General features: G+C 69.9%; 21 protein-coding genes. 8 read left to right on the top strand and 13 right to left on the bottom strand.

The window, feature by feature from the left end; all coding sequences use genetic code 11:
* Nucleotides 1–6 precede the first annotated feature (6 nt).
* The 10 genes from GON01_RS02110 to GON01_RS02065 are packed head-to-tail and all read right to left on the bottom strand — an operon-like array spanning nt 7 to nt 9,551.
* Nucleotides 7–567, bottom strand: a complete 561-nt coding sequence (locus GON01_RS02110) for a phage tail protein (RefSeq protein ID WP_157025513.1) — start codon at nt 565–567, stop codon at nt 7–9.
* Between the two features lies 1 nt (nt 568).
* Nucleotides 569–3,073: a baseplate J/gp47 family protein gene (locus GON01_RS02105; RefSeq protein ID WP_157025512.1), complete on the bottom strand. Its 2,505-nt coding sequence runs from the start codon at nt 3,071–3,073 to the stop codon at nt 569–571.
* Entirely contained in the window at nt 3,073–3,507 is a 435-nt protein-coding gene (locus GON01_RS02100; RefSeq protein ID WP_157025511.1) for a GPW/gp25 family protein, read from the bottom strand. Before GON01_RS02100 ends, GON01_RS02105 begins: the two co-directional genes overlap by 1 nt.
* 2 nt (nt 3,508–3,509) lie before the next feature.
* A complete protein-coding gene (locus tag GON01_RS02095; RefSeq protein ID WP_198159755.1) occupies nt 3,510–3,857 on the bottom strand; it encodes a hypothetical protein in 348 nt (115 codons plus the stop codon).
* Nucleotides 3,854–5,353, bottom strand: a complete 1,500-nt coding sequence (locus GON01_RS02090) for a phage baseplate assembly protein V (RefSeq protein WP_157025509.1) — start codon at nt 5,351–5,353, stop codon at nt 3,854–3,856. The genes GON01_RS02095 and GON01_RS02090 overlap by 4 nt, the downstream gene beginning before the upstream one ends.
* A 6-nt stretch (nt 5,354–5,359) precedes the next feature.
* Entirely contained in the window at nt 5,360–6,253 is an 894-nt protein-coding gene (locus GON01_RS02085; protein WP_157025507.1) for a hypothetical protein, read from the bottom strand.
* Nucleotides 6,250–7,164, bottom strand: coding sequence for a hypothetical protein (locus tag GON01_RS02080; protein ID WP_157025505.1), 915 nt, complete (start codon nt 7,162–7,164; stop codon nt 6,250–6,252). The genes GON01_RS02085 and GON01_RS02080 overlap by 4 nt, the downstream gene beginning before the upstream one ends.
* Nucleotides 7,164–7,649 carry a phage tail protein gene (locus GON01_RS02075; protein ID WP_157025503.1) on the bottom strand — a complete coding sequence of 162 codons (486 nt, stop codon included), beginning with the start codon at nt 7,647–7,649 and terminating at the stop codon, nt 7,164–7,166. Before GON01_RS02075 ends, GON01_RS02080 begins: the two co-directional genes overlap by 1 nt.
* Before the next feature lie 15 nt (nt 7,650–7,664).
* Complete coding sequence (locus GON01_RS02070; protein WP_157025501.1) at nt 7,665–8,870, bottom strand: phage tail sheath family protein; 1,206 nt, start codon at nt 8,868–8,870, stop codon at nt 7,665–7,667.
* A gap of 3 nt (nt 8,871–8,873) precedes the next feature.
* Nucleotides 8,874–9,551: a carboxypeptidase-like regulatory domain-containing protein gene (locus GON01_RS02065; RefSeq protein ID WP_157025499.1), complete on the bottom strand. Its 678-nt coding sequence runs from the start codon at nt 9,549–9,551 to the stop codon at nt 8,874–8,876.
* Between the two features lie 339 nt (nt 9,552–9,890).
* On the opposite strand from GON01_RS02065, the gene GON01_RS02060 reads away from it, so the two are divergent.
* The 8 genes from GON01_RS02060 to GON01_RS02025 are packed head-to-tail and all read left to right on the top strand — an operon-like array spanning nt 9,891 to nt 19,094.
* Nucleotides 9,891–10,961, top strand: coding sequence for a hypothetical protein (locus GON01_RS02060; RefSeq protein ID WP_157025497.1), 1,071 nt, complete (start codon nt 9,891–9,893; stop codon nt 10,959–10,961).
* Nucleotides 10,961–12,025, top strand: coding sequence for a hypothetical protein (locus GON01_RS02055; protein WP_198159754.1), 1,065 nt, complete (start codon nt 10,961–10,963; stop codon nt 12,023–12,025). The genes GON01_RS02060 and GON01_RS02055 overlap by 1 nt, the downstream gene beginning before the upstream one ends.
* Nucleotides 12,022–13,161 (top strand): hypothetical protein, encoded by a 1,140-nt coding sequence (locus tag GON01_RS02050; RefSeq protein WP_157025493.1) that lies wholly within the window; start codon nt 12,022–12,024, stop codon nt 13,159–13,161. Before GON01_RS02055 ends, GON01_RS02050 begins: the two co-directional genes overlap by 4 nt.
* A 4-nt stretch (nt 13,162–13,165) precedes the next feature.
* Nucleotides 13,166–13,984, top strand: coding sequence for an N-acetylmuramoyl-L-alanine amidase (locus GON01_RS02045; protein ID WP_157025491.1), 819 nt, complete (start codon nt 13,166–13,168; stop codon nt 13,982–13,984).
* On the top strand, nt 13,981–14,253 hold the full coding sequence (locus tag GON01_RS02040; protein WP_157025490.1) for a hypothetical protein: 273 nt from the start codon (nt 13,981–13,983) through the stop codon (nt 14,251–14,253). Before GON01_RS02045 ends, GON01_RS02040 begins: the two co-directional genes overlap by 4 nt.
* Nucleotides 14,254–14,275: 22 nt before the next feature.
* The gene (locus GON01_RS02035; RefSeq protein ID WP_181600178.1) at nt 14,276–15,100 is read left to right on the top strand and encodes a matrixin family metalloprotease; all 825 of its coding nucleotides are present in this window, start codon (nt 14,276–14,278) and stop codon (nt 15,098–15,100) included.
* A gap of 5 nt (nt 15,101–15,105) precedes the next feature.
* Nucleotides 15,106–16,974: a gluzincin family metallopeptidase gene (locus tag GON01_RS02030; RefSeq protein ID WP_157025486.1), complete on the top strand. Its 1,869-nt coding sequence runs from the start codon at nt 15,106–15,108 to the stop codon at nt 16,972–16,974.
* Nucleotides 16,974–19,094, top strand: a complete 2,121-nt coding sequence (locus GON01_RS02025) for a DNA/RNA non-specific endonuclease (protein WP_157025484.1) — start codon at nt 16,974–16,976, stop codon at nt 19,092–19,094. Before GON01_RS02030 ends, GON01_RS02025 begins: the two co-directional genes overlap by 1 nt.
* Here the strand turns inward: GON01_RS02025 and GON01_RS02020 are convergent.
* Genes GON01_RS02020 through GON01_RS02010 form a run of 3 tightly spaced genes read right to left on the bottom strand, consistent with a single transcriptional unit; the run spans nt 19,066 to nt 23,113 of the window.
* Nucleotides 19,066–20,649 (bottom strand): putative bifunctional diguanylate cyclase/phosphodiesterase, encoded by a 1,584-nt coding sequence (locus GON01_RS02020; protein WP_157025482.1) that lies wholly within the window; start codon nt 20,647–20,649, stop codon nt 19,066–19,068. The genes GON01_RS02025 and GON01_RS02020 overlap by 29 nt on opposite strands.
* A gap of 2 nt (nt 20,650–20,651) precedes the next feature.
* The gene (locus tag GON01_RS02015) at nt 20,652–21,182 is read right to left on the bottom strand and encodes a response regulator transcription factor (protein WP_157025480.1); all 531 of its coding nucleotides are present in this window, start codon (nt 21,180–21,182) and stop codon (nt 20,652–20,654) included.
* Nucleotides 21,179–23,113 (bottom strand): response regulator, encoded by a 1,935-nt coding sequence (locus GON01_RS02010; protein WP_157025478.1) that lies wholly within the window; start codon nt 23,111–23,113, stop codon nt 21,179–21,181. Before GON01_RS02010 ends, GON01_RS02015 begins: the two co-directional genes overlap by 4 nt.
* Nucleotides 23,114–23,116 lie beyond the last annotated feature (3 nt).

The raw sequence follows: 23,116 nt of genomic DNA, 5'->3' as shown, positions 1-23,116 counted from the left end.
GCTGCTTCACTCCTTCTCCGGGGTCTGGTCGGCTTCCGCGAAGACGATGTCGTAGCTGGCGTGCGCGGGCCGTTCTCCTTCGACGATGCGCGCGACGAAGTCCGCGAGCGGCCGCGCCGAGGCGGGCGCGCGGACGGTGAAATGGAAGGGCCGCGCGCGGCCGTCCGGGTCGCCCTCTTCGATCGCGAAGCCGGTCGCGCCGGTCGCGATCTCCAGAAAGCGGAGCAGCGCGTCGTAGGTGCCGCGCTCGCGGTCGAGCGCCGCGGCTTCCGCGACCAGCAGGCGCAGCCGCGCGGTGCCGGTGCGGAAGCGCGGCGCGCCCTTGCCGGGCCGGTCGCCGGACCAGTCGAAATAGCGATCGAGGCCCAGCCAGCTGCCCAGCAGCAATACGAACGGATCGGGCGCTCGGCTCGGGCTGACGAAATCGTCGAGGTGATCGATCACCGCCTCGGCGGGCGCGTGGAGACCCTCCATCACCGCCAGCACGGCCGCCAGCGGTGAGTCCGGCCGCGCTGCCGCGAGCCGGTAATTCTCCGGCAGGAAGCGGGGGATCAGCGCGCGGTCCATCTCAGCCGCCCCGATCGAGGTCGTTGACCACGGTGACATTATGCTCGCCGGCGCAGTAGAGCCAGCGCGCGGGGAGCGGCACGCGGTCGCCGAAGTTGGTAGCGGAGGCGAGCGCGAAGGTCGTGCCGCCGTCTGTGCTGCGATGGACGCCGCGCACGCCGCCGCTCAGCACGATCGGCGCGGCGCCCGGCACCGGCGCGGCGGCGATCGCTTCGACAACTTCCAGCAGCCGCTCGGTATCGCGGATCGGCAGGCCGGCATCGAGCCGAACCGGCGACCAGGTGGGCGTGGCGGCGCTGGTGTCGAGCGTCAGCACGCCCGCGCGGTTTGATCCGGCGAACACCGTCGCGTCCGCGAAGGCGAGCGCCTCGCACGAGCCGCCCTGCCAGCCCAGGTTGAACGGCTTGAATCCCTCCGGATCGTTGGCGCCACTTGCCCGGAGTTCCAGCCGGAAGGCGCCTTCGCCCTGTTCGCCCGCTTCGGCGCCGATCGTCGCCCACAGGAAGGTGCGCGCACCGGTCGCCTGTACCGCAAGCTTGCGCACGTCCTTGTTCTTGAGGCCGACCGGGGCGAACGTTTCCGACACGCCGCCCTGCGACGACAGATAGATGCCGCCGTCCTGCCGCGCCGCCACCGCGACCGCGATCACGCCCGACGGCGACGTGCTGGTCGTGACCGCGTAGAAGCCCTTGGTGTCGAGCGCCTTGTCGACGATCACCGGTGCCGGGCCGGTGCCGGCTTTGGGCACGAACTGGCGCAGCCCGTCGGCGGTCGCCAGCAGCAGCATCGGCGCGCCGTCCCGCTCCAGCCAGGCGGCGTCGAACAGCTCGCTGTTGAAGGTCGCGACCGGATCGCTCCAGCTTTCGCCCAGATCCTCGCTGATCAGCACGGCGCTGCCGGTCTTTAGCGCCAGCCCAAGCATCATCAGCCCGGGACGGCCGGGATGGCGGCGCACGAAGCGCGGCTCCCCGTCCTGCGGCGTCATCACCGCCGACCAGCTGTCGCCGTCGTCGAGCGTCCGGTGCACCGCGGTCCTGGTGACCGCGAACCAGCCCGACGGCTGGGCCGGATCGCGGACCAGGTCGTTCACCTCCTTGTCGGGCGTCTCGCCGATCGTGAAGCGGAGCTGGTCGGCATAGCGGACTCCGGGCTCGTTCAGGATGCGCTCGTACACTTCCGACGCGCGCATCTCGCGACCGAACGGCAGGTCGCGGAGCGGCGAGAACAAAGTGTTGATCCGGCGCCGGATCGCTCGCTCGACGGCGGCGGGATCGGCCTCGGCGCCGACCACGACCCGAACCGAGACGGAGACCGGGCGCACCTTCGCCCACGATACCAGTGCCAGCACGCCGAGGGGCCGGCGCTGGTCGAGCGCGTCGGCGGCGCGCTGCCGCAGCGCTTCGACCCGGTGCTCGCGCACGACCTCGGCCGTCACCGCCCCGTCGGCGAGCTGCTCGATATCGATATAGGGAACGGCGGTCACTTCAACGACGCCGGGCGGGGCATGGCGCCAGACCTGCGCTTGGGCGAAGGCCTGGGCCCGGGCGATGCCGCCGACGCTCAGCACCACCTGTTCGTAGTCGCGCGCCGTCACGGCCACCCGCAGCGACGAGATGGCGGTCGGCGCGCGGCGCACCAGCGCATCGATCGTTTCCGCGTCGCTGCCTCCCGCCGCGCGCTCGGCATTGGTCACGTCGACGCCGGCGATGCCGCTCTTGATTTCCGTCAGCGTGCCCGCCGCGACATTGCCGGCCTTGCCGCCGCCGCGACGATACCAGGCCCGTATCTCGCGGCCGGCGGGAAGCGGAGCGCCCGCCACGCCCGATCCGAACTGGACGATACCGCTCGCCCGGTCGAGCACGAACACCGGCTCATCGGGCCCGCTGTCGGCGAAGGTCGTCACTTCGCGCCACAGCTCGAAGGTCTTGCCGTTGGCGGTGCGGAGCGCCGTGCCCGCGGGTGGCGCGGCCGCCTCGACGCCGAGGAGGAAGTCGAGCCCGTCGAGCGTCGGCGCAATCACCGGCGGACGGGCAACGCGCATCGCGTGGCCCGGCGCGGCGGCGAGCAATTCGGCGTCGATCAACTCGCAATGGAGGGCGGTGGCATCTGCGCGCGCCTGACCGGGATCGAGAGTCACGGCGTTCGGCAGCACGAAAGTGGCACTGCCGTCGCGGCCGCCGACCTGCGTGCCGGCCGGAATCGTGACCGGGGTATCGGACGGCGTTCCCTGCGCGCGCGCGAAAGTCAGGGTGGCGACGGCCGCGCTCGGCGGACGCAGCACGACGCCGGCAAGGTTCAGCAGCGCCAGCTGCAGCTTCGGCGGCACCCGATTCAGCCGATAGAGCAGGGACTCGGTCAGGAACGCGAACAGCTCGACCAGCGTGACGCCGGGGTCGCCGGCCGTATGGTCGGTCCAGTCCGGGCAGGTCGCGCGCGCGCGCTCCAGCGCATCGGCGACGAGTTGGTCGAACGTCCGATCGTCGAGGCGAGGCAGGGGAATCGGCATCAGCCCGGCTGCCCGTCGAGGCGCAGGTCGAACGTCAGCTCGCGCTGCTCGTCGGTCGCGCGGATCCGGTATTCCAGCGTCACCACCAGCCGGCCGGGATCGCGGCGGTCGGCACCGGCGTCCAGCCGGACGATGCGGACGCGCGGCTCCCACCGGGTGATCGCCTGGCGCACATAGTGGATCGCCAGCCCGGCGGTGGTCGCGTCGTTGGGCGAGAAGACGAGGCGGTGGATCGGGCAGCCATAATCAGGCCGCATCACGCGTTCGCCTGGCATCGTCGTCAGCAGCAGCATGATCGACTGGCGCACGGCGTCGCCGCCTTCGACCAGCATCAGCCCGCCCGACACGGACGTGGTCAGCCCGCCCGCCGCATCGGGACCGGCGCGCTCGGCGAGCCCGGCTCCGTCGAACCGGATGGCGCGGATCGGCCGCATCGTCAGCTCCCCGCTTCCACGAGCACCTGGCCGGGGCGCTTGACCGAATAATCGACCGTGCCCGGTGGCGTGCCGTCGGTCAGTCCGCGGACCGTGGACAGACACACGGGGTGGCCGGCGATCGCGATGAAGTCGGAATAGCCGGTCTTGACGGGCAGCGTGGTCACGCATGGCCGCATGCCCATCAGCACGTCGGCATTGGGACAGCCCGAGATGCTGCGGCCTTCGGGATCGATCGCAACCATCACCCGCCGTCCGGCGATCTCCACCAGCTGCTGCGACAGCTTGTTGTTCACGCGGCCGCCATGGTCGCAGACCAGCAGGGCGTCTTCGGTCAGCCACTGCATCACGATTTCTCGAAATCGACATGCGACGCGCGGAACGTCAGCTTGTGGCCCGGCGCCTCGACCAGCAGGTCGCGGGTGACGCTGAGTTTCGTGCCCTTAGGCGTCATCTCGAGCAGGTCGCCGGCGCTGGTCTGCAGACGGATCACGGCCTCCACGCCGTCCAGCATCAGCGACTGGCCGCCCGGCGTGCGTAGCGTGAAGTTGCGGGCGCCCTTGTCCGGCCGTTCGCCGGGCGGTGGGCGGCTGCCGTAAAGACCCCCCAGCACGATCCCACGCGCCGGATCGCCTTCGGGCAGCAGCACCAGAACGTCGTCGCCGGGCTCGGGGACGATCGACAGGCCCTTGCCGTCGCCGGCGCCGACGATCAGCACCGGCATCCAGCCGCTGTCGACCTCGCCATAGGCGATCAGCGTGCCGCGCACCCGTGCCAGCCCTTCGGGGTCGGCGGCATCGGTGATCCGCGCGACAGTCGCCGCCGCGCAGCGGGGACGCGACGGGCGCGGAGAAGGCAGCGTCGAAATTCGGGTGACATAGCCGCGGTCGATATCGAAGCTGTGCGTCGCCTCGGTCAGCACATAGGAGCCGTCAGCCTGGTCGCCGACCCCTTCGATCGCGACGACCCGGCCGGGCCGCAGCCGGGGATCGCCGTCGGTGGTGGCGGTGAGAGTCGCGCCCAGTGCGATCGCCCGGTCGATATCGGCTTGGGCGAGACCCGTCGCTTCCGCAGCGCTGGCACTGTTGCGGTTGAGGAGCAGGCGCGCGCCCAGCCCCTCGAAGCGGGTGAGGGCGTCGTCGCCGCGGAACTCGATCGCGTCCTGCGAAGCCGTCGATGCGCGGCCTGAGACCGGTGCCGCGCTGCCGACGTCCCAGCCTCGCGCCACGGTCGAGCGGCGCATCGTCTCGGCGCTGAGCTCCACCTGGGCCTCCAGCAGCGTCTGCCCCGCGACCAGCCGCACTTCGTCGTCGCCGTCCCCGGCCAGGGTCAGCAGCTTCAGCGTGCCGCCGGCGAGGTGGAAATAGCGACCGCAGTCCGCTGCGAGTTCGGCCAGCAGGTCGAAGTCGCTCTGATCGTGCTGGATGACGAGCGTGCGGCGCGGCGAAGCAGCATCAGGCGCTTCGCTGGAAACCCCGATCTCGGCGGCGGCAGCGGCGGCGACGTCCTCCGGCGTGACGTCGGTCAGCGCGCGCACCCGTTGCCGTTTGCGCAGCCTGTGCAGTCGGTCATAGCCGCGTACGGCGAAGACGCGACCTTTGTCGGCGCTCAGCCGGTGCTCCACGGCGACGATTTCCGCCTCGACCAAGGTCTCGCCGGTGGGCGCCTCAACGGTGAGCGGTGTGCCGATCTTCAGCGACGCGATCAGGTCCGGCGGCGGGTCGGCGAACGCGACCACCGCGATCGCCGGCGTGTTCAGTGCCTGCCGCACGTCGATCGAGCAGACGCAGGCCGCCAGGCGCGGAGCAACCGGGGCGCCGTCGATGCGGAGGGCGACCGCGGCCATCGCCGGTCAGACCGATAGCTGCAGCGCGGCACGGCGCGGCATCCTCAGCCGGTCGCCTTCGTGGAAGCGCAGCAGATCGTCCAGGCCGTTATATTCCGCGACCGCGCGGGCATAGGCCGGGTCGCCGTAATAATAGGCGGCAACCTGATCGAGCCGGTCGAGCGGAAAGCCGTCCGGATCGACCGGCACCGCGACCGTGTCGCTGTCGGCGTCGTCGGCAGGCGGAGGGCCGGATTCGACCTCGAACTGCGGGGTCGTCGGCGGCGGTGGCGGCACGCTGGTTTCGGTGGTCTCCTCGACGCGGCGCAGGCGCAGGCTTAGCCATGAGCGCTTCGGCACGCCGTCGGCATCGAACCGCTCCAGCCGCTCCGCGACCGCGAGCACGACGCCGGGAATGTTCCAGGACTTGCCCCAGATGAACCGCACGCGCTGCGGCGCGACCGCCCCGTCGACCGCATCGCCGGTTTCGGCGAAGGCCCAGAGCGGCTGGGTCAGCGCGCGCACGTCGATCACCGTCGATGCGGGCGGCTCGGGCTGGGCAACCGGCGGCGGCTCGGGTGCCACGGGCGGCGGCTGCGGCGGCTCGCCGTCTTCCAGCGCGACCATGATCGGCTCGACCGGTGGAGCACTCTCGGGCGGCGGGATCGCGACCGGTGGCGTGGCCGTCACGCGTGCGCCGCGGCCTTCGTTCGCGATATCGACGTCGAACAGCAGCTTCAGCTCATATTCGGTGACGCCGCCGCCGGTCGCGATCAGCGGGTCGTCGGTGCGGGGATTGCCGAGCACCGCGCCGCCCGCGCCGCGCCGCCGTGCGACGCCTGCCACGCGCCGCGCCTCCAGCGCTTCCGGGTTCAGCAGGCACGAGACCCGCGCGCCGGTGCGCTCCAGCAGAAAGGTCACCCGCTCCACAGCCCGGCCATCTGTTCGCGGTTGAAGTCATGCAGCGGCCGCACGGCGGGCTCCGCGTCTCCAATGGTATGGCCGGTGTCCGGCAGCGCAGGCCAGCAGCCTTGGACCGCGGGCGTCCAGGACTGGACCGGCCGGACTGCGCCGCCGGTCTCGAACCGCAACGCCGCCGGGCTCGGCGAAGGAGGCGGCTCTGGCCAATCGAGAGGAGTGCGGTCGTTCGTTTCGCCGACAGCAATCGCGGCCGGGCTGCGGTGTTGCGGAACCGCCGTCGGCAGGGCGAAAATCCGCTCGGCCTGCTGCTCGGCCGCTCCGGTGCCGGGAGACAGTTCGTGGTCGCGAGCGGGTAGGGGCTCAACCGGCTGAGCCGCGCGGTTGCTCGCCATCCGGCCGATCCAATCCAGCCACCGCCGCGGCGCGGGAGTCGATACGGCACCGACAGGAGCGGAGACGGCGCGGCGATGCGGGGTTGCGCCGGCTTCCGCCATCTGTCGCATCGGCACAGCCGCGCTGAACCACCGCAATGCGGGTCGCGTAGGGTGCGCCGCCGATTTCGGGGGCGCGCTGGCCCGCCGAGCATCGCGCTGCGGCGCGATGCGTAATTCTGGACGTGGCCGGCGTGCCGGCGCGGCCGGGCTGCGCTGCACGGGCGCGGTCAGCACCGACGCCCGCTCCTCCGGCTCCTGCTCCGCCCGCACGGCCGCATCCGCGGGGAGCGCCTCGAACCTGTCGACATGCTCGGCGATGTCGCGCAGCCAATGCTCGGGCGCCCCGGGGAAGCGGTGCTCAAGTGCGTCGAGGGCCGCCGGCGCAAGGGCGGGGCGGGCGTAGCGCTCCAGCCGCGCGGCGATGCCGTGCAGCCAGCGGGCGAGCAGCCGCACCAGTCGCGTCAGCAGGCCGCGCATCAGGCCCGGTCCAACCGGTCGAAGGCGAGGCGCAGTTCCTCGATCGCCGCTTCCCGCCCCAGCGCGTCGAACGGCACGCCGCTCCACTGGCAGGGCCAGGCGCCATAGAGATTCCAGTTGATGCGCGGCGTCGCGCCGTCATTGTCGAGCTGGCTGATCGTGACGTTGCGCCGCACGACCGCGCCTTCGGCCGTGCGCTTCAGCCAATTCCACAGGTCGGGGGTGGTCGCGAGCCCGTAGCGCAGCACCACCTCGGCATAGGCGACGGGGCCGGGTAGCGCGCGCACGACATTGCCGACGCCCGATTCCCGGTAGCGGATCGGCTCGATCCGCATGCCCAGCCCCAGGCATTCGGTGAACCGTACCTCGGTCGAATCGAGGCGCAGCAGAAAGTTGTAATTGCGGTACATTTCCGAAGGGGCGAGGGGGCTGGCGGCGGCGGCTGCGCCTTGCTGCCCCTGTCCTGCGGGAGGTGCACTGGCCATGGCTCATTCCCTCCTTCAGCCCGCTTCGACGGTGGCGCCGGTGGGCGTCTGGCCGATGCGGAAGATCACGAATTCTGCGGGCTTGACCGGGGCGATGCCGATCACGACCACGACCTGGCCGGCGTCGATCACCTCCGGCGGGTTGGTCTCCTCGTCGCACTTGACGAAGAACGCTTCCTCCGGTCGCGACCCGGCGAGGGCGCCCTGGCTCCAGAGCAGGGTCAGGAAGGCGCCGACATCGCGTTGGATCGCTTTCCAGAGCGGCCGGTCGTTGGGCTCGAACACGACCCAGCGGGTGCTGATCGCGATCGACTCCTCGATCATCACGAACAGCCTCCGGACGTTCAAATAGCGCCAGTTGCTCGATGCCGGGGCGAGCGTCCGCGCGCCCCAGACGCGCACGCCTTCGCGCGTGAAGAAGCGGATGCAATTGACGCCGGCGGGGTTCAGGACATCCTGCTCGGCGCGCGAGACGAGCTGGGTCAGCCCCAGCGCGCCGCGGACGACGACATTGGCCGGCGCCTTGTGGACCCCGCGCTCGGCATCGGTGCGCGCATAGATGCCGGCCATGTGGCCGGACGGCGGCGCCGAGACGATCTTGTCCGGGTCGATCGCGTCACGGACCCGCAGCCACGGGAAGTAGAAGGCGCCGTAGCCGCCGTCGGAATCGCGGGGCCTGAGGCCGGCTGCCTGGCCCTTGGGCGGCTTGGGCGGCGGCGCATCGCCGGGCGCGGCGTCGCCGGACGCCGCGCCTGCGCGGGTCAGCGCCTCGACGTCGTCGGCGGTCGGCGGGGCGTCGAGGATCGCGACCCGGTCCTTCATTGCCTCGGCCGCGTCGAGCAGCGCCGTCTGGGACGCCACGTCGGTCCGGCCGGGCGCGGCGATGATCGCGATCTCGTCGATCGCGTTCAGCGCGTCGAGGCCGCCCTTCTTCGGCGCGATCGACCCGTTCGCGGGGACGTTCGCGACATAGCAGCGCGACCCGCCGTTCAGGAAAAAGCCCTGGACGGCGTTCGCCAGGTCCGTCGAAGGATCGCCGTCGCGCGCGAAGACACGCGTGAACTGGCTCCAATTGTTGATCGCGACCGCCTCGCCGGGGCGCGCATCCGGGTTGGGCGCGGTGCCGACGAAGCCGGCCGTCTGCGTGCCCACCGCTTCGATCGGGTGGGCGCCGCTGTCCGTTTCCTCGACGTAGATGCCCGGGCTCAGATAAGACGGCATGGGTCAGGCCTCCAATGGCAGCGTGATGACCGCAGGTTCGCCGGCAGTCGCGGCAGTGGAATTCGCCCGGCCGTGCGCGCGGGCGGCGACGCGGACGGGAGCGCCGGCGGGCGAGGCGAAGCGGAAGCGGCCGTCCGGCCCGGTCACGGCCGAGCGGTCGCCGTCTCCCAGGATCACGACCGCGCCGGGAACGGGCACGTCGCCCGGGCCGAGCACGACGCCATCGACAAGGCCGAGCGGGACGGTGCGGGTGATCGCCGGCTCGCGCACCAGCGGCGCCTGCGCGACGGCGTCGATCCGGCAGGCATGGCCGCGCACGACCAGCCCGGCCGCGGGAGGCAGGCCGGCCGCCGCGCACGCCTGCGCCGCGCTCTCGCCGGCAACCAGCTCGTAATCCGGCGCGTCCATGATCGCGAAGGCGAGGTCGGCGACGAGCCGGTGCTCGGCAAGCGGGTCGTCGGCGCGGACGCTGACCAGATAGTCCAGCGCGAGAGTGCGGATCAGCCGGTCGCGGGCACGCGGCTCCATTCGCGGCACAACCTGGACCAGGCGGATGCCGATGCCCTTGTCCGGACCCGGATCGGCAAGTCCCAGCGCCGCCGCCGAAATGCCCGGACAGCGCTCCTTCACCCGATCGACCAGCTCGCGCGTCACGTCGTCTGCGTCGCGGCTCTTGCTCATTGCGAGCCTCCCCCACTCTCACGCAGCGACCCCCAGGCTGTGGGCCCTGCTCCGGTCGAGCGGGCACGATCGCACCTCTGTTCGCAAGCAACACAAAGCAATTGCCTGCAAAACGCCGGGCGACTCGCCTGTTGAGGCGAACCATAACCGATCAAATCCCGCCTTGCGAGTGACCAAAATCACAGACTCGTCTTCTCTGGGCTCTAAAGGAGGTAGCTGGTTCATTTAGCCTTTTCATGAAATCGACTGGCAAGCGGCGATTTCAATTGCCGCTGCACCGGCCCTGGATTCCATGTTAGTCTAGTGGACTCGTGAACGAGTCGTGGCGGGGCAAACGCCGTGAAGCACGTCTATGCAGCCGGACGATCGATGGTGGCGGCGGTGATCTCCGTCTCGCTCGCCTCTGCCAGTGCCGATGCCGCGGTGCAGGCACCCCCGTCGCGCGCAATCTATCAGGATCCCGCACGGGGCCGCTTGCTCGATTGTCCGGACGGCACGCGCCGGCTGGAATGCCCGGCGCTGCCACAGGCCCGGCGCGCCCCGTGCCCGGACGGCAGCTATCAGCGCCGCTGCCCGCCGCCGCGGGACGATCGCGACGACCATGACGGCATCGATCCAGCCGCGGCCGTGGTCGGCGTGGCGGTGGCCGGGATCCTGATCGGAACTCTGTTCGGCGGAAGCAATTCCGGTGGCCGCAACTCGCCCGAAGCCAAAACGCTGCTGCGCGATGGGCCGCAAATGCCGATGACCTATCCGGTCGGGACCTTCTCGGTGCGGGGCTTTGCCCGCAATGGCTGGCCGGTCGTGCTCGACTTCAGGCCCGAGCCATATACGCTGACGACGCTCGACGTGATCTTCCCCAAGCGGACCGTTTCGCTGACCGTCGATACCAACGGGCTGGAAGGGCGCCACTTGGTGAAGCTGGGGTTGCCCGCCGAAGGTCCGGCGAAGAAGGCGGTTCCCGCCACCTATGTGCTCCGCTCGGTATATCGCGACGGGACCGATCGGGCCGGGCAACCCGCCCCCGTCGATATCTACGGCATCGGGGGCGGCCCGCGCGCGGTCGGCTCGGTCGCGATCGAGCAGCTGTCCATGCTGCCGGGCACCGTCACCGCCGGCACCAATGCCCGGTTCGCCTTTTCGGCCAAGTCGCCGTTCAACCGGACGCGGGCGGAAGTGCTGAAGTTCATGGCCGCCGACAACCAGCGCATCCAGCTGGAGCGCGTGATGTCGACCGAGGACGATAATGTTAGCGTCGGCCCGCATGGCGGCGTCTGGGATGGGCGCGACCAGCAGAGCCGGGCCGCCTCGCTGGGGCTGCACCGGTTCCAGGTCCGCGCCTGGTTCACGTCCGACGACCGCAGCTGGGTCGGGGCGATCGCGCCCAATCTCGTCCGGGTGAGCCAGTGATGGTTGCCGTTGCCGCGTTGCGGCCGCCCTTGACCCCGCTCGGCCGCAAGCTGGTCGCGGTCGCGGCGTTCCTGCTCGCGGCGCTGCTGCTCTATTTCATCGACAACATTCCGGCAGCGTCGGCGCTCGATGAGACCAAGGCGTGGACCGCGGGGCGGTCCAGCGAGCTGATCGTCTATGGGCCGCCGCGAGCCCAGATTTTCGAGTTCAACGGTGCCCCCGGCGCGGGGCTCGACGTTCGTGCGTCGGCCGTGCGGCTGTCGGAGGACACCCTGGCGGCGCTCGATCAGGCCGGCGTTGCGCGCCCGGCGGCCAAGGGCGTCGCGCTGTCATGGCTGGGGCGAACCGACCCGTCCGGCAAGATCAACCTGACCGTGGAGAATCTGCGCGCCAGCCCCGAAGCCGGGCTCTCGCTGGTCGCGACGGGCAACGCGAACATCCCGCAGCTCAGACTGACCCCGATTCAGACCGCGCTTACGATCACGGTGTCGGCGCCTGCGGGCGACAGCCTGTCGGTGCCGCCGATCGGCCTCAAGATCGCTGACAGGGCCGTGCCGCAGCCGATCGCGACGATGATGCCGGTGCGCTTCGAGGTTCCGCCCGGCGAATCCGTGTACCTGACATTCCCCAGCGAAGCGGCGATGCGCGACGCTTCGTTCCGGCTCGGGCTCCCGGCCTCTGCCGACGAGCTCGCGTCGGACCTTCCGATCGACCGGTTCGAGATCGGCCCGCGCCGCGCCGACCCGGCCGGCACCGGCCTCGCCCGAGTCGAACAGGGTGCCTGCGGGGCGGCGGCAGGACATTTCCTGCTGACGCGCCTTGCGCCGCGGCGCTCCGACTGCGGCGGCGACAACAAGCTCGCGGTCGAGGACCTGCAGGTCGCGCCGTCGCAATTGGCGGTGAAGGTCTCCGGCAGCGGCTTCGTGATCAAGGATGGCAAGCCGGTGGTGGCCGGACTGATGACGAAGATAACCAGCAACAAGCTCGTCGCGGCCCTGCTCGCCCTGTTCTACGCGGCGCTGGCCGGCTGGGTGTGGAAGTCGCTGACCGGGGGCGCCAAGTGAAGCTGCCCCGGCTCGCCCGCGCACGCCGGACGTCCTCAGCGTCCTCCGCCAGCAGCGCGCTCGAGGACTATCAGGACGTCGTCCCGGGCGAGGGCGGCGAGGGCGAAGCGCCCGCGACCATCGATAGCGGCATGGGCGATGATTACGACCCGGGCGACTATGGCTCGAACGACGTCGGGACGACCAGCGGGACCGCGACCCTCAATCTCGAAGTCGCGCTGCTCTCGATCGCTGCAGTCGATGCGATCGCGGAGGACGTGGCGGCGACGATCGCGGCCGCCATCGGCAAGGCCTCCGCCGTCCAGGGCGTCGTGCTCGCAAGCCCCGACCTGCTCGCGGCGATGCGGCTCCGCGCCTCGCTGATGCATGAACTCGACGCGATCGAGGCGGTACTGGCGGTTGCCGCCCAGGCGCCGGCCACGACCGATGCCGATGCGGCCGCATTCGCGCTCCCCGCCGCGACGATCGCGGTGCAGGGGCTGAAGCGCGCGGCACAAGGCGCTGCCTCCGCACTGACCGTGTTCGGCGTGACGACGCGCTACAGCGGGCGCAAGGACACGGTTCGCCAGCCCGTGCTGGATGCCGCGCTCGCCAAGCATCTCGCGCGCGGCGGGATCGCGGTGCGGCTGCCGGCCTATTCGCTACCGGCGCCGGACGGCGAAGGGCTGATCGCGCGCGCGCTGACGCTCCAGGCCCGATGCCGCGCGGCGGAAGCCGGCGGCTCGGCGGATCCGCAGGTCACGGCGGCCGCGCAGGCCGTCGATGCGATCGTCGGCGCGGTGTTCGCGATCGACCCCGACCGGGGCGGCGGCTCCCCGGCCGCGGCGGCGGCACTTGCCCAGCAGCTGATGCTGGCCGACGGAGTCGCACTGGCCGCCGGCGACACGCATGCCGTGCTGTTCGCGCAGCTGACCGTGACCGGCGGCAGCTACCGCGCGCGGAAATGGCTGTTCAACTTCCTGACCGGCAGCGACGGCCTGACCTATAATGGCGGCGCTGCCGTCACCTTCTTCCTGCTGGCGCCCGACCAGCGCGCGACGCTTGCCAGCGACACCGTTTATTTCGCGAGCCCGCATCGCCGCTTCCGCGACAGCGGCGCGCGGCCGCGCCCGACCAACATCGCTGCCAAGGAGTGAGCCGATGGCCCGTTGCCCGTTCGCCAAATGGTCGCCGATCTCAGGGCCGGTCGGCTCGTTCGTGGGCGGCCCGTTCCGCATCGTCCACCACACGACCGAGGGAAACAGCGCCGCCGGCGCGATCGCCGCCTTCCGCGCCCACCGGTCCGACCCGCACTTCACCGTCGACCAGACGACGATCTACCAGCACATCGATACCGGCCTTTCCGCTCGCGCTTTGCGCAACCTGACCGGCGGCGTCGAGACCAACCGGCTGTCGGCGATCCAGATCGAGGTCGTCGGCACGGCGGGGCGGCCCAAGGCGCGGCCGACGCTGGAGAATGTGGCGCGGCTCTGCCGCTGGCTGGAAAAGACGCACGAGATTCCTTCGGAGTGGCCGAGCGGGCCGCCGAAGCCCGCAGTCAACGGCCAAGACCCAGGCGGCCACAACCGCAGCCCGCAGATATGGGTCAGCCGCGGCGGCCATTACGGCCATTGCCACGTGCCAGAGAACATCCATTGGGACCCAGCCTACACCGCCGAAGAAGCCGTGTTCGTGATGCGCTACGACCCCGACAATGCCGGCGCGCTGCAGGACCCGGAAATCGAGGCACTGCGCGAAAGCCTTCCGGAAGAAGTGCCGATCGAGTTCGAGGACATCGCCATTCCCGATCACGCCGACGTGGGCGAGGAGGAGGATGTGGATCAGCCGCCGCGGAGCGAGGGCCGACGCGGCCGGATGCCGTCCTTTGGCAGCTATGCGAGCCCGGAAGTGGCGGTGCTGATCGCCGGCCTGTTCTTCGCCGGAAGCTTCCTGCTGATCCGGAGCCTTTCGCGCAGGTGAGCTTCGCGCGGTTCGTGCTGGAAAAGCTGCCGCAGCTGGCTGAGCGGCTCGGCAGGAATGACGTGACGGACTGGCTGGCAGCGCAGGACAGCGTGGAGGTGGACGGCCAGTGGATGTGGATTTCGGGCGGCGACCGGCTGCTCGACGAGGCTGAAATGAAGCTCGATTGGGCGCGCGCTCGCGGGCTGGTGGACGAGGCGGCGATCCGCCGCCTGCAAGGTGAATATCGGAGCGACGACTCCGACACGGTCGCGATCGATGTCGATTGAAGACAAGCAAGGGAGCGCCGGGATGGACGACCTCTATTCACTTCTGAAGAGCAAGCTGAACACCGTCGAGATCGAAGGCAACACGCTTTACGTGGCCGAAGGCGACACGCTGCTCGATCTCGATCAGCTGCGCATCTACGCCGATGTGCGCGAGCAGGAGATCAAGACGCAGGAGGCGCGCAACCGGGCCGACGAAGCCGGTTTCGGCGCCACCCGGCTGGACGAGGCGCCGCGCGGCCTGATCGCGAGCACCAAGAACGGCAAGATCGTTCGCTGGAAGCCGGGAGCGGTGCTGACCTATCGCGTCGCGCGGGACTCGTTCGGCAGCGACGCGCAATACCAGCTCGTCGTCAGCTCCATGCACGAGGCGACCAAGGCCTGGGAGCAGACCTGCGGCGTTAATTTCGAGCATCGCCAGGTTCTCGACACGCGGCCCGGCATGGGGCTGGAAGGGCTGCTGTTCGTCGTGCGCGCCTTCGATGCGGGGGGCAAGTTCATCGCGTCGAGCTTCTTTCCCAGCGATCCGGTCGAGCGCCGTCGCGTGCTGATCGACCCCAGCTATTTCACGACGAGCTTCGACAAGGTCGGCGTCCTCCGCCACGAGCTCGGCCATGTGCTCGGCTTCCGCCACGAGCATATCCGCAACGAGGCGCCGCCGGTCTGCCCGAACGAGCCGCTGTGGGACACCAAGGTGCTGACCATGTACGATCCGACCTCGGTCATGCACTATTTCTGCGGCGGGGTCGGCAGCAACGAGCTGAAGATCAGTGCGCTCGATCGCAAGGGCGCGCAGCAGGTCTATGGCCCTCCTCTCGCCGCGGCGGCGCTGGTGGAGGCGGAAGCGTAGCGGGCGTGGACGAGGCCAGCCATCCGGCTGCCGTGCCGAGCACGCCCGGCGCGACCGCGGCCACCGCACAGAGCCGCGGCGGCGAGCCGGCGGCGGTCGAGCGGGCGCGTGCCGCGCCACGCGCCGCCCGGGCGATCGAATTCCGGATCGGCGACCGGGTGACGGCAACCGCCGCGCGCTATGAGCGCTCGATCTGCGATCCGGTCTATCGGCCGCTCAAGATCTACACGATCGATCCGTCCACGCGCCGCCTGGAAGGGCAGACGGCGCAGATCAACGTGCCCTACGAAGCGCTGAAGCCGGGGCCGGCCGGCGCCCATTTCGAAGTCGTGGCGACGCATGACGGCCCGCTCGGCCCCTATCAGCATGTCGACCTCGACGAGCCGCGGCTGCTGATCGTCAACGGCCATGATCCGGCGCCGACCGATCCGGTGTTCCACCACCAGATGGTTTATGCGGTCGCGATGAGCACCTATGCGGTGTTCCGCACCGCGCTGGGCCGGGAGCTCAGCTGGGGGTTCGACGGGACACGGCTGAAGCTGGTGCCGCACGCGATGGAAGGGGCGAACGCGCAATATGTGCGCGGCCGGCATGCGCTGGAGTTCGGCTGGTACCGCGTCGATCCCGCCCATGCCGGGGACCTGCCGCCGAACGGTCTGGTCTTCGCCTGCCTGTCGCACGACGTGATCGCGCACGAGCTGACGCATGCGCTGCTCGACGGCCTCCGGGTGCGCTTCGACAAGACCACCAACCCGGACGTGCCCGCGTTCCACGAAGCGTTTGCGGACCTGGTCGCGCTGTTCCAGCGCTTTTCTTATCAGGAGGTCGTCCGCAGCAACATCATCCGCACCTCCGGCGACCTGTCCCGCGACAACGATCTGATGCATCTGGTGTTCGAGCTGGCGCGGGGCGAGGGGGAGCAGTCGCTGCGCCAGATCGACCTCGCCGCGGCGCAGAAATACGATGCGGCGCTCGACGAGCATCAGCTCGGCACCGTGCTCGTCTCCGCGATCATCGAGGCGTTCCTGACCATCTACCGGCGCAAGTCCGCGCCGCTGATCCGGATGGCGACCGGCGGGCGCAAGGCGCTGGACGATGGCGAGGCGGTTCCGCCGGATCTGCTCGACGCGCTGTCGCACGTCGCCTCGGCACTGGCGAGCCAGATGCTGTCGATGTGCATCCGCGCGATCGACTATTGCCCGCCGATCGACGTCACCTTCGGCGAGTATCTGCGCGCCCTCGTCACCGCGGACCGGGACCTCGTCCCCGACGACGTCTTCGCTTATCGCGAGGCGCTGATCGACGCGTTCCGGCGGCGGCGCATCTATCCGGAAGGCGTGACCGCGCTGACCGAAGACGCCTTGCTGTGGCGACCGCCGGCCAAGGCGCTGAAGCAGCGCCAGCTCGATTTCGGCAAGCTGCGCTTTTCGGGCGATCCCGGCCATCCCGCCGGCGCCGGCGAGCTGCAGCGCCAGGCGCGGCTGATCGGAGAGCTGGTCTGCGCGGACGGCAATCTCGACAGTTTCGGCCTCGCCGATCCCGCCGATCCGGAGCTGAATGGCGACGTGCTGGACCTGCCGGTGGTCGAGTCGGTCCGCTCGGTCCGCCGCGTCGGGCCGGACGGGCAGCTCGCCTTCGATCTGGTCGCGGAGGTCAGCCAGAAGCGCACCGTGAAAGGCGGCGACGGCTATCCGGATTTCGATTTCTATGGCGGCGCGACGATCATCCTCGGCCCCCAGGGCGAAGTGCGACTGGTCGTGACCAAGAGCGTCAAGAACCGGCAGCGGCTTGCCGACCAGCGCATGTTCGCCGCGACCTATGGCGCCGACGTGTTCGGGCTTGCCGCCTGCCGGCTGGCGCCGCGGCCCGGCTGATGGCCGCCACCGACGCGATCGGCGCCCGCAGGCGCGCGGAGATGCTGGCCGCCGCGGCGCGCTGGCAGGCGAACGGCGCGCGCCGTGAGACGGCCGCGGCGATGATCGGGGCGTTCGGCGCTGGCGCGCCGGAGACGCCGATGCGGCAGGTCCGCTTCCAGGCCCGGCAGGACGCGTTCGCCGCGGCGGCGGAGCTGCGGGCGGCGGGGCGGCTGCCGCTCTTTCTCGAGCGCAAAATCGGGCCGACGCTCGATTTCCTCAGTGCGGCGCCGAGCGAGGCGGCGCGGAAGGCGGGGCGGCCGGTGGCGCGGATCGTGAACTCGATCGATCCGCACATGGTCGCGGACGGTTTCGCCACCGGCTTCCTGATCCACGAAGGCCTGTTGCTGACCAACTGGCACGTGTTCCCCGACAAGGCGTCGGCGGCGGGGGCGGGCGCCAATTTCCTCTACGAACAGGGCGAGCGCGGGCTGGAAGCCGGGCTGACCTTCGCGATCGAGCCCGAGCGCTTCTTCCTCAGCCAAGAGCAGCTAGATTTCGCGCTCGTCGCGGTCGCGCCGCAGGCGGTCAGCGGCGAGGGGCTGGACACGCTGGGCGTGATTGTTCCGACCCAGGGTACGTCGAAGATCCTGGTCGGCCAGCCGATCGACATCATCCAGTATCCGGACGGCGGGCCGAAGGAATATGCGACCCGCAACAACAAGCTGGTCGACATCCTGGACGAAGGCTTCCTCCACTACGAGACCGACACGCTGGAGGGGTCCTCCGGCTCGCCTGCCTTCAGCGAAGCGTGGGAGCTGGTCGCGCTCCACCATGCCGGCATCCCCGAAGTCAGGGACGGGCAGACCATGTCCGTGGACGGCACGCCCTGGACCGAGGAGATGGGCGACGACCGCGTCAAATGGATCGCGAACGAAGGCGTGCGGATCAGCACGATCGTCGCCGCGCTCGCGGCCGCCCGCATCGACGATCCGGCGCAGGCGGCGATGCTGAAGGCGCTCCTCGACTCGACCGCTGACCCGGCGGACGAGATCGGGCGCATCCTCGCCAAGTCGGCCGGCGCCGCGAGGCCTGCGATCGAAGACCGGCGTTCCGGGGGGGCGGGGCCGTTGGAGATGGATATGGGCGGTGCGACATTCACGTTCACGGGGCCGGTGACGATCAACGTCTATACCGGCGCCGCACCCGCGCCGGCCGACGGCGCCGCGCTGGAAAAGAGCCTGCGCTTCGATCCGGACTATGCCAATCGCGAAGGCTATGATCCGGCGTTCCTGGGCAACGGGCTGACGGTGCCCCCGCCTGCCGTCGCACCCGGGCGCGACGCGGAGATGTACAAGGTGGACGGTGCCCCGCTGGTGCTCCGCTACCATCATTACAGCCTCGCCATGAACCAGGCGCGGCGGTTGCAGATGTGGTCCGCGGTCAATGTCGATTACTCGCCGGAGATGCGCAAAACCGGCGGCCGCACCTCGTTCGGCGACGACCGCTGGGTGGTCGACCCGCGCATCCCGGCGAACATCCAGATTGTCGAGCGCGACATCTACGGGCCCGCCGGACAGGTCGATCGCGGCCATATCGTCAGGCGGCAGGACAATGCTTGGGGCGCGACGCCGGAAGCGGTGGAGTTCGCCAACTCCGACACCTTCCACTGGACCAATTGCACGCCGCAGCACGCCGCGTTCAACCGCGCCACGCCGCCTTCCACCTATCACCTCTCCGAAGGCCTGTGGGGCGGGTTCGAAGTGTATGTGCAGAAGGAGCTGCAGAAGGGCGACACGAAGGCATGCATCCTCGCCGGCCCGGTGCTGGCCGCGGACGATCCGGTCGCCGACTTTGCCGGCCGCCAGACGCAATATCCGGTCACGTTCTGGAAAGTGGTGGCCGTCGCCGAAGCCGATGCGGCGGGCACGGCACAGCTTCGCGCCTATGGCTTCGTGATGAGCCAGAAGGACCTGGTCGATCGCTTCGGCATCGAGTTCGCGCCGGGCCGCTTCGCCCGCTACCAGCGGCCGATCGCGGAGATCGGAACGCTTGCGGGGCTGGTGTTCGATCCGCTGCTGCTCGCCGCCGACGCCAGCGGCTTCGCCGATGTCACGCCGAATGGATCGGGAGGACCTTGATCTTTGCCACCGCCGAGGGCGGCACCGCGCCATCCACGACCTGCCGGCCGCTGGCGAGGTCGCGATAGACGAGCAGCTCGTCGAGCGGCATCGGCATGCCGATCTCGTAGCCCTGGAGCAGGTCGCAGCCGAGCAGCTGCAGCAGGCGGACCTGCCAGTCGCTCTCCACGCCTTCCACGACCACGCGCATGTCGAGGCTGTGGCCGAAATCGATCATCGACCGGATGATCTGGTTGGTCTTGCGGCGGTCGCCGACCGTGCGCAGGAACGATTTGTCGAGCTTCAGCCCGTCGAGCTCGAAATATTGCAGGTAGCTCAGCGACGAATAGCCGGTGCCGAAATCGTCGAGGAACACCTTCATGCCGATCTCGCGCAGGCGATCGACCGACTGGCGGGCGGCGTCGAGATTCTCGATCAGCACGCTCTCGGTGATTTCGACGGTCAGCAGCTCCGGCCGCACGCGAGCGAGCAGCAATTTGTCCATCAGCCGCGATACGAATTCGGGCTTGCGGAAATAAACGGGCGAGATGTTCACGCCGATCGGCGACGTCTGGAGCTTCGTGATCGCGGTCAGCGCCGTCTCGATCGTCCACTCGGTCAGCGCATTGATCTGGCCGCTGGTCTCGGCAGTGGCGATCAGCGCCGCCGGCGTCACTTCGCGAAGGCCCGGCGACTGCGACCGCAGCAATGCCTCCGCGCTGCTGAACGCGCCGGTGCGCGCGTCGATCAGCGGCTGGAAGTGCAGCGAAAATTGGTTCTCGATCAGGGCCTTGCCGAGCTCGATCCGGACCGAGCTCTCGCGGGTCTGGTGCCGGTCCAGCGCATCGTCGAACACGCGGAAGCGACCGCCGGGCGAGCCCTTGGCCGCGTACATCGCCAGGTCGGCGCGGCGCAGCAGCTCGCGCGGGTTGAAGCGGGTCGGATCGCCGAGGGCGAGACCCACCGACGCCGCGATCTCGACCTGGTGGCCGTCGATCAGATAGGGCGCGCCGACCGCCTCGACGATCGCGGCGCCGTAGCGCTCCGGACGGTTGTCCGCGCTCCATGCGATCACCGACGCGAATTCGTCGCCGCCCAGCCGCGCCAGCGCGATCGTCGAGCCCACCGCGTCGGCAGCCCGCTGCGCCACTTGCCGCAGCAGGTCGTCGCCGGCCTTGTGCCCGAGCGTATCGTTGACGTCCTTGAACCGGTCGAGGTCGAAGAACAGCACGATCAGCATTTCGTGCTCGGCAAGCCGCGGGTCGTCGAGCGCCGCGTCGAAGGCCGATCGGTTCATCAGGCCGGTCAATTGATCGACGTGCAGCAGGTCGCGAAGCTGGCGGTTCGTCTCGTAAAGCACTTGCGCGTGCCGGCGGCTGCGCGCACCGGCGGCCGCCAGCCCGGCCAGCCCGGCGCCTGTCCCCAGCGCGGCGGCGACGGCAAGGGCGGACACGCCCAGAATCTGGGTGCGGTCCAGGATAAGCGCGGCGACCGACAGCAGCACCGCCGATAGTGACCAGATGGTCCGCAGGTCGGTCACGCGATTGTTCCTGAAATGCGGAAAAGGCCCGGTCATGCTCAGCGGCTCGCTCCATTCGCCGCAGGGGGAGGGGTGTCGCGATCGCGCGACATCGCCGTCAGCATCTCGCGTGTCCGCTCACCCAGCTTGCGCTCGGCGTGCAGCTTCTCCGAAGCCAGCGAATCGATTGCGTCGCGCTGGTCCAGATGCGCGGCCATGCGGGCACGCAGGATCGCCAGGCTGATCGGCTTCAGCATGTAGTCGTTGGCGCCTTCGTTGATCGCGGTCACGACCGACATTTCCTCGCCCATTGCGGTGCACATGATGACGGGAAGGCGGGTCTTGGGATGCGTTTCGCGGATCGCGCGCAGCGTATCGAGCCCGGAAAAACCGGGCATCATCCAGTCGAGCAGCACGATATCCGGCATGTGGCGCGAGATCATCGACAGCGCCTCGCGGCCGCTCGCCGCATGTATCGTCACATAGCCGCTCGACTTAAGCGCGCGGTCCAGCAGGACGCGGTTATCCTCGACATCGTCGACGATAAGGACCGTCTTGGGAGGTGCCGCGGATGAAGTGGGGGCGTTCATAGCACCAACTCCTTCAGCGATTGGGCAATTTCGCGCGGCGTGGATGCCGCTTTCGGGAAGAAGCGGTGCCCGGCCGCGGCGAGCCGCCGGTGCTCCTCGATGGTGATGTCGCAGCCGGAGACGACGATCAGCGGCACGTCGCGCAGCTCCTCGACGGCGGCCAGCCGGTCGAGCACTTCGAAGCCGTTCATGACCGGCATCGCCAGATCCAGCACGATCGCATCGGGCCGGAGCTCGGCCGCCATCGCCAGGCCCTGGGCGCCGTCGGCTGCGCGACGCGCCGAGAAGCCCACTTGGGCGACGCTGCGCGCCAGCAGCTCGGCCGAATCGTCATCGTCATCGATGACCAGGACCTCACCGGTCGCGCGCAGCCGATAGACGTCGAGCACGCTGCGCAGCTGGTGCGCCGTGATCGGCTTGCGCAGATAGTCGGTCGCGCCCGACCTGAGGCCGCGCGCCCGATCGTCCTCGACCGTGATCAGGATGGTGGGGATATGGCCGACCTGCGGATCGGCGCGCAGCTCTTCGAGCACGTCGTACCCGGACCGCCCGGGCAGCAGGACGTCGAGGAGGATGAAATCCGGCCGGTGGGTGCGGGCAAGCTCAAGCACGCCTTCGGCGCCGGCGGTGGAGACCACATTATAGCCCATGCGCACCAGCCAGCGCTGCATCAGCTCGATGGTCGCCTCGTCATCGTCGACCACCAGCGCGGTGTGCTCGGCGCTGGGCGTCCTCACCAGCGTGCCGGCGGTATTGTTCACGGCCGGGGCGCTGGAGACCGCGCCGCGCGGCGCGGGATCGCCCAGCGGCAGGATGAGGCGGAAGGTCGACCCCTCGCCCGGCATGCTTTCGACCGTGCAGTCGCCGCCCATCAGGCCGGCGAGGCGTTTGGCGATCGCGAGGCCAAGCCCGGCGCCGCTGAACTGCCGAGTGACCCCGCTATCGAGCTGCCGGAACTCGTCGAACAGGCCGGCGATGTTCTCGGGCGCGATGCCGATGCCATTGTCCGACACTGCGAACTCGATCCAGGCCGACTCGCCGCGCTCGGCCTGTGAGACCGCGAGCCTGACCAGCCCGTCATGAGTGAATTTGAAGGCATTGCCGAGCAGGTTGATCAGGCAGCGGCGAACCTTGGCCGCGTCGCCGATCATGATGCCGATCGCGGCGTCGACATGCAGCTCGAAGCGGTTGCCGTTGGGCGGGTCGGCCGCGCCGCAGGCGGCGGCGACCGTGGCGGCGAGCGCGTGCACGTCGATCGCGGCGCGGTCGACCGTCACGCGGCCCGTATCGATCCTGGACAGGTCGAGAATGTCGTTGATCAGCGCCAGCAGCGTGCGGCCGGCCTGCTGGATGCGATCGAGGTCGGCCATCGCCGAAGCCTGGCCCGCCTCGCTCGCATCCTCGTGCAGCAGCATGGCATAGCCCAGGATCGCGTTCAGCGGCGTGCGCAGCTCGTGGCTCATCTTGGCGAGAAACTGCGACTTCGCGACATTCTGCTGGCTGGCCTGTTCGCGCGCGCGCTCAAGTTCGTCGATCAGCGTTCGCGACCGCCGCATGATCTCGCGAATCCGGCGCCGCAGCAGCTTCACGTCCGCTTCGATCTGCGGCCCGGTCATCGCCTGGCCGCGCTGCCAGCGGAAGTTCTGGAGGTCGCTGTCGTCGAGCTGGTCGAGCAGCAGTTCGACCGGGCCGACCGCGAGTCGCGCGATCGCGCCGGAGACGAGCCAGGTGGCGAAGGCGGCGGCCAGCCCGCCTGCCGCCAGCGCCGGCAGCAAATCCGCCCACGGATGGGCCGAGGCGAGTGCGCCCGCGGCGATCGTCACCCCCACCGCGCCCAGCGTCGCGGCGAGCATCGGCCCGGCGATCGAGCGCCGCGCGGCGCTCAGCAGCCGCGGCCGCGCGTTCGGATCGTCGATTCTCTCAAGGTTCATGAC

Source organism: Sphingomonas horti (assembly GCF_009753715.1).
GTDB lineage: Bacteria > Pseudomonadota > Alphaproteobacteria > Sphingomonadales > Sphingomonadaceae > Sphingomonas_B > Sphingomonas_B horti.
This window is presented reverse-complemented; position numbering and strand designations above follow the sequence as displayed.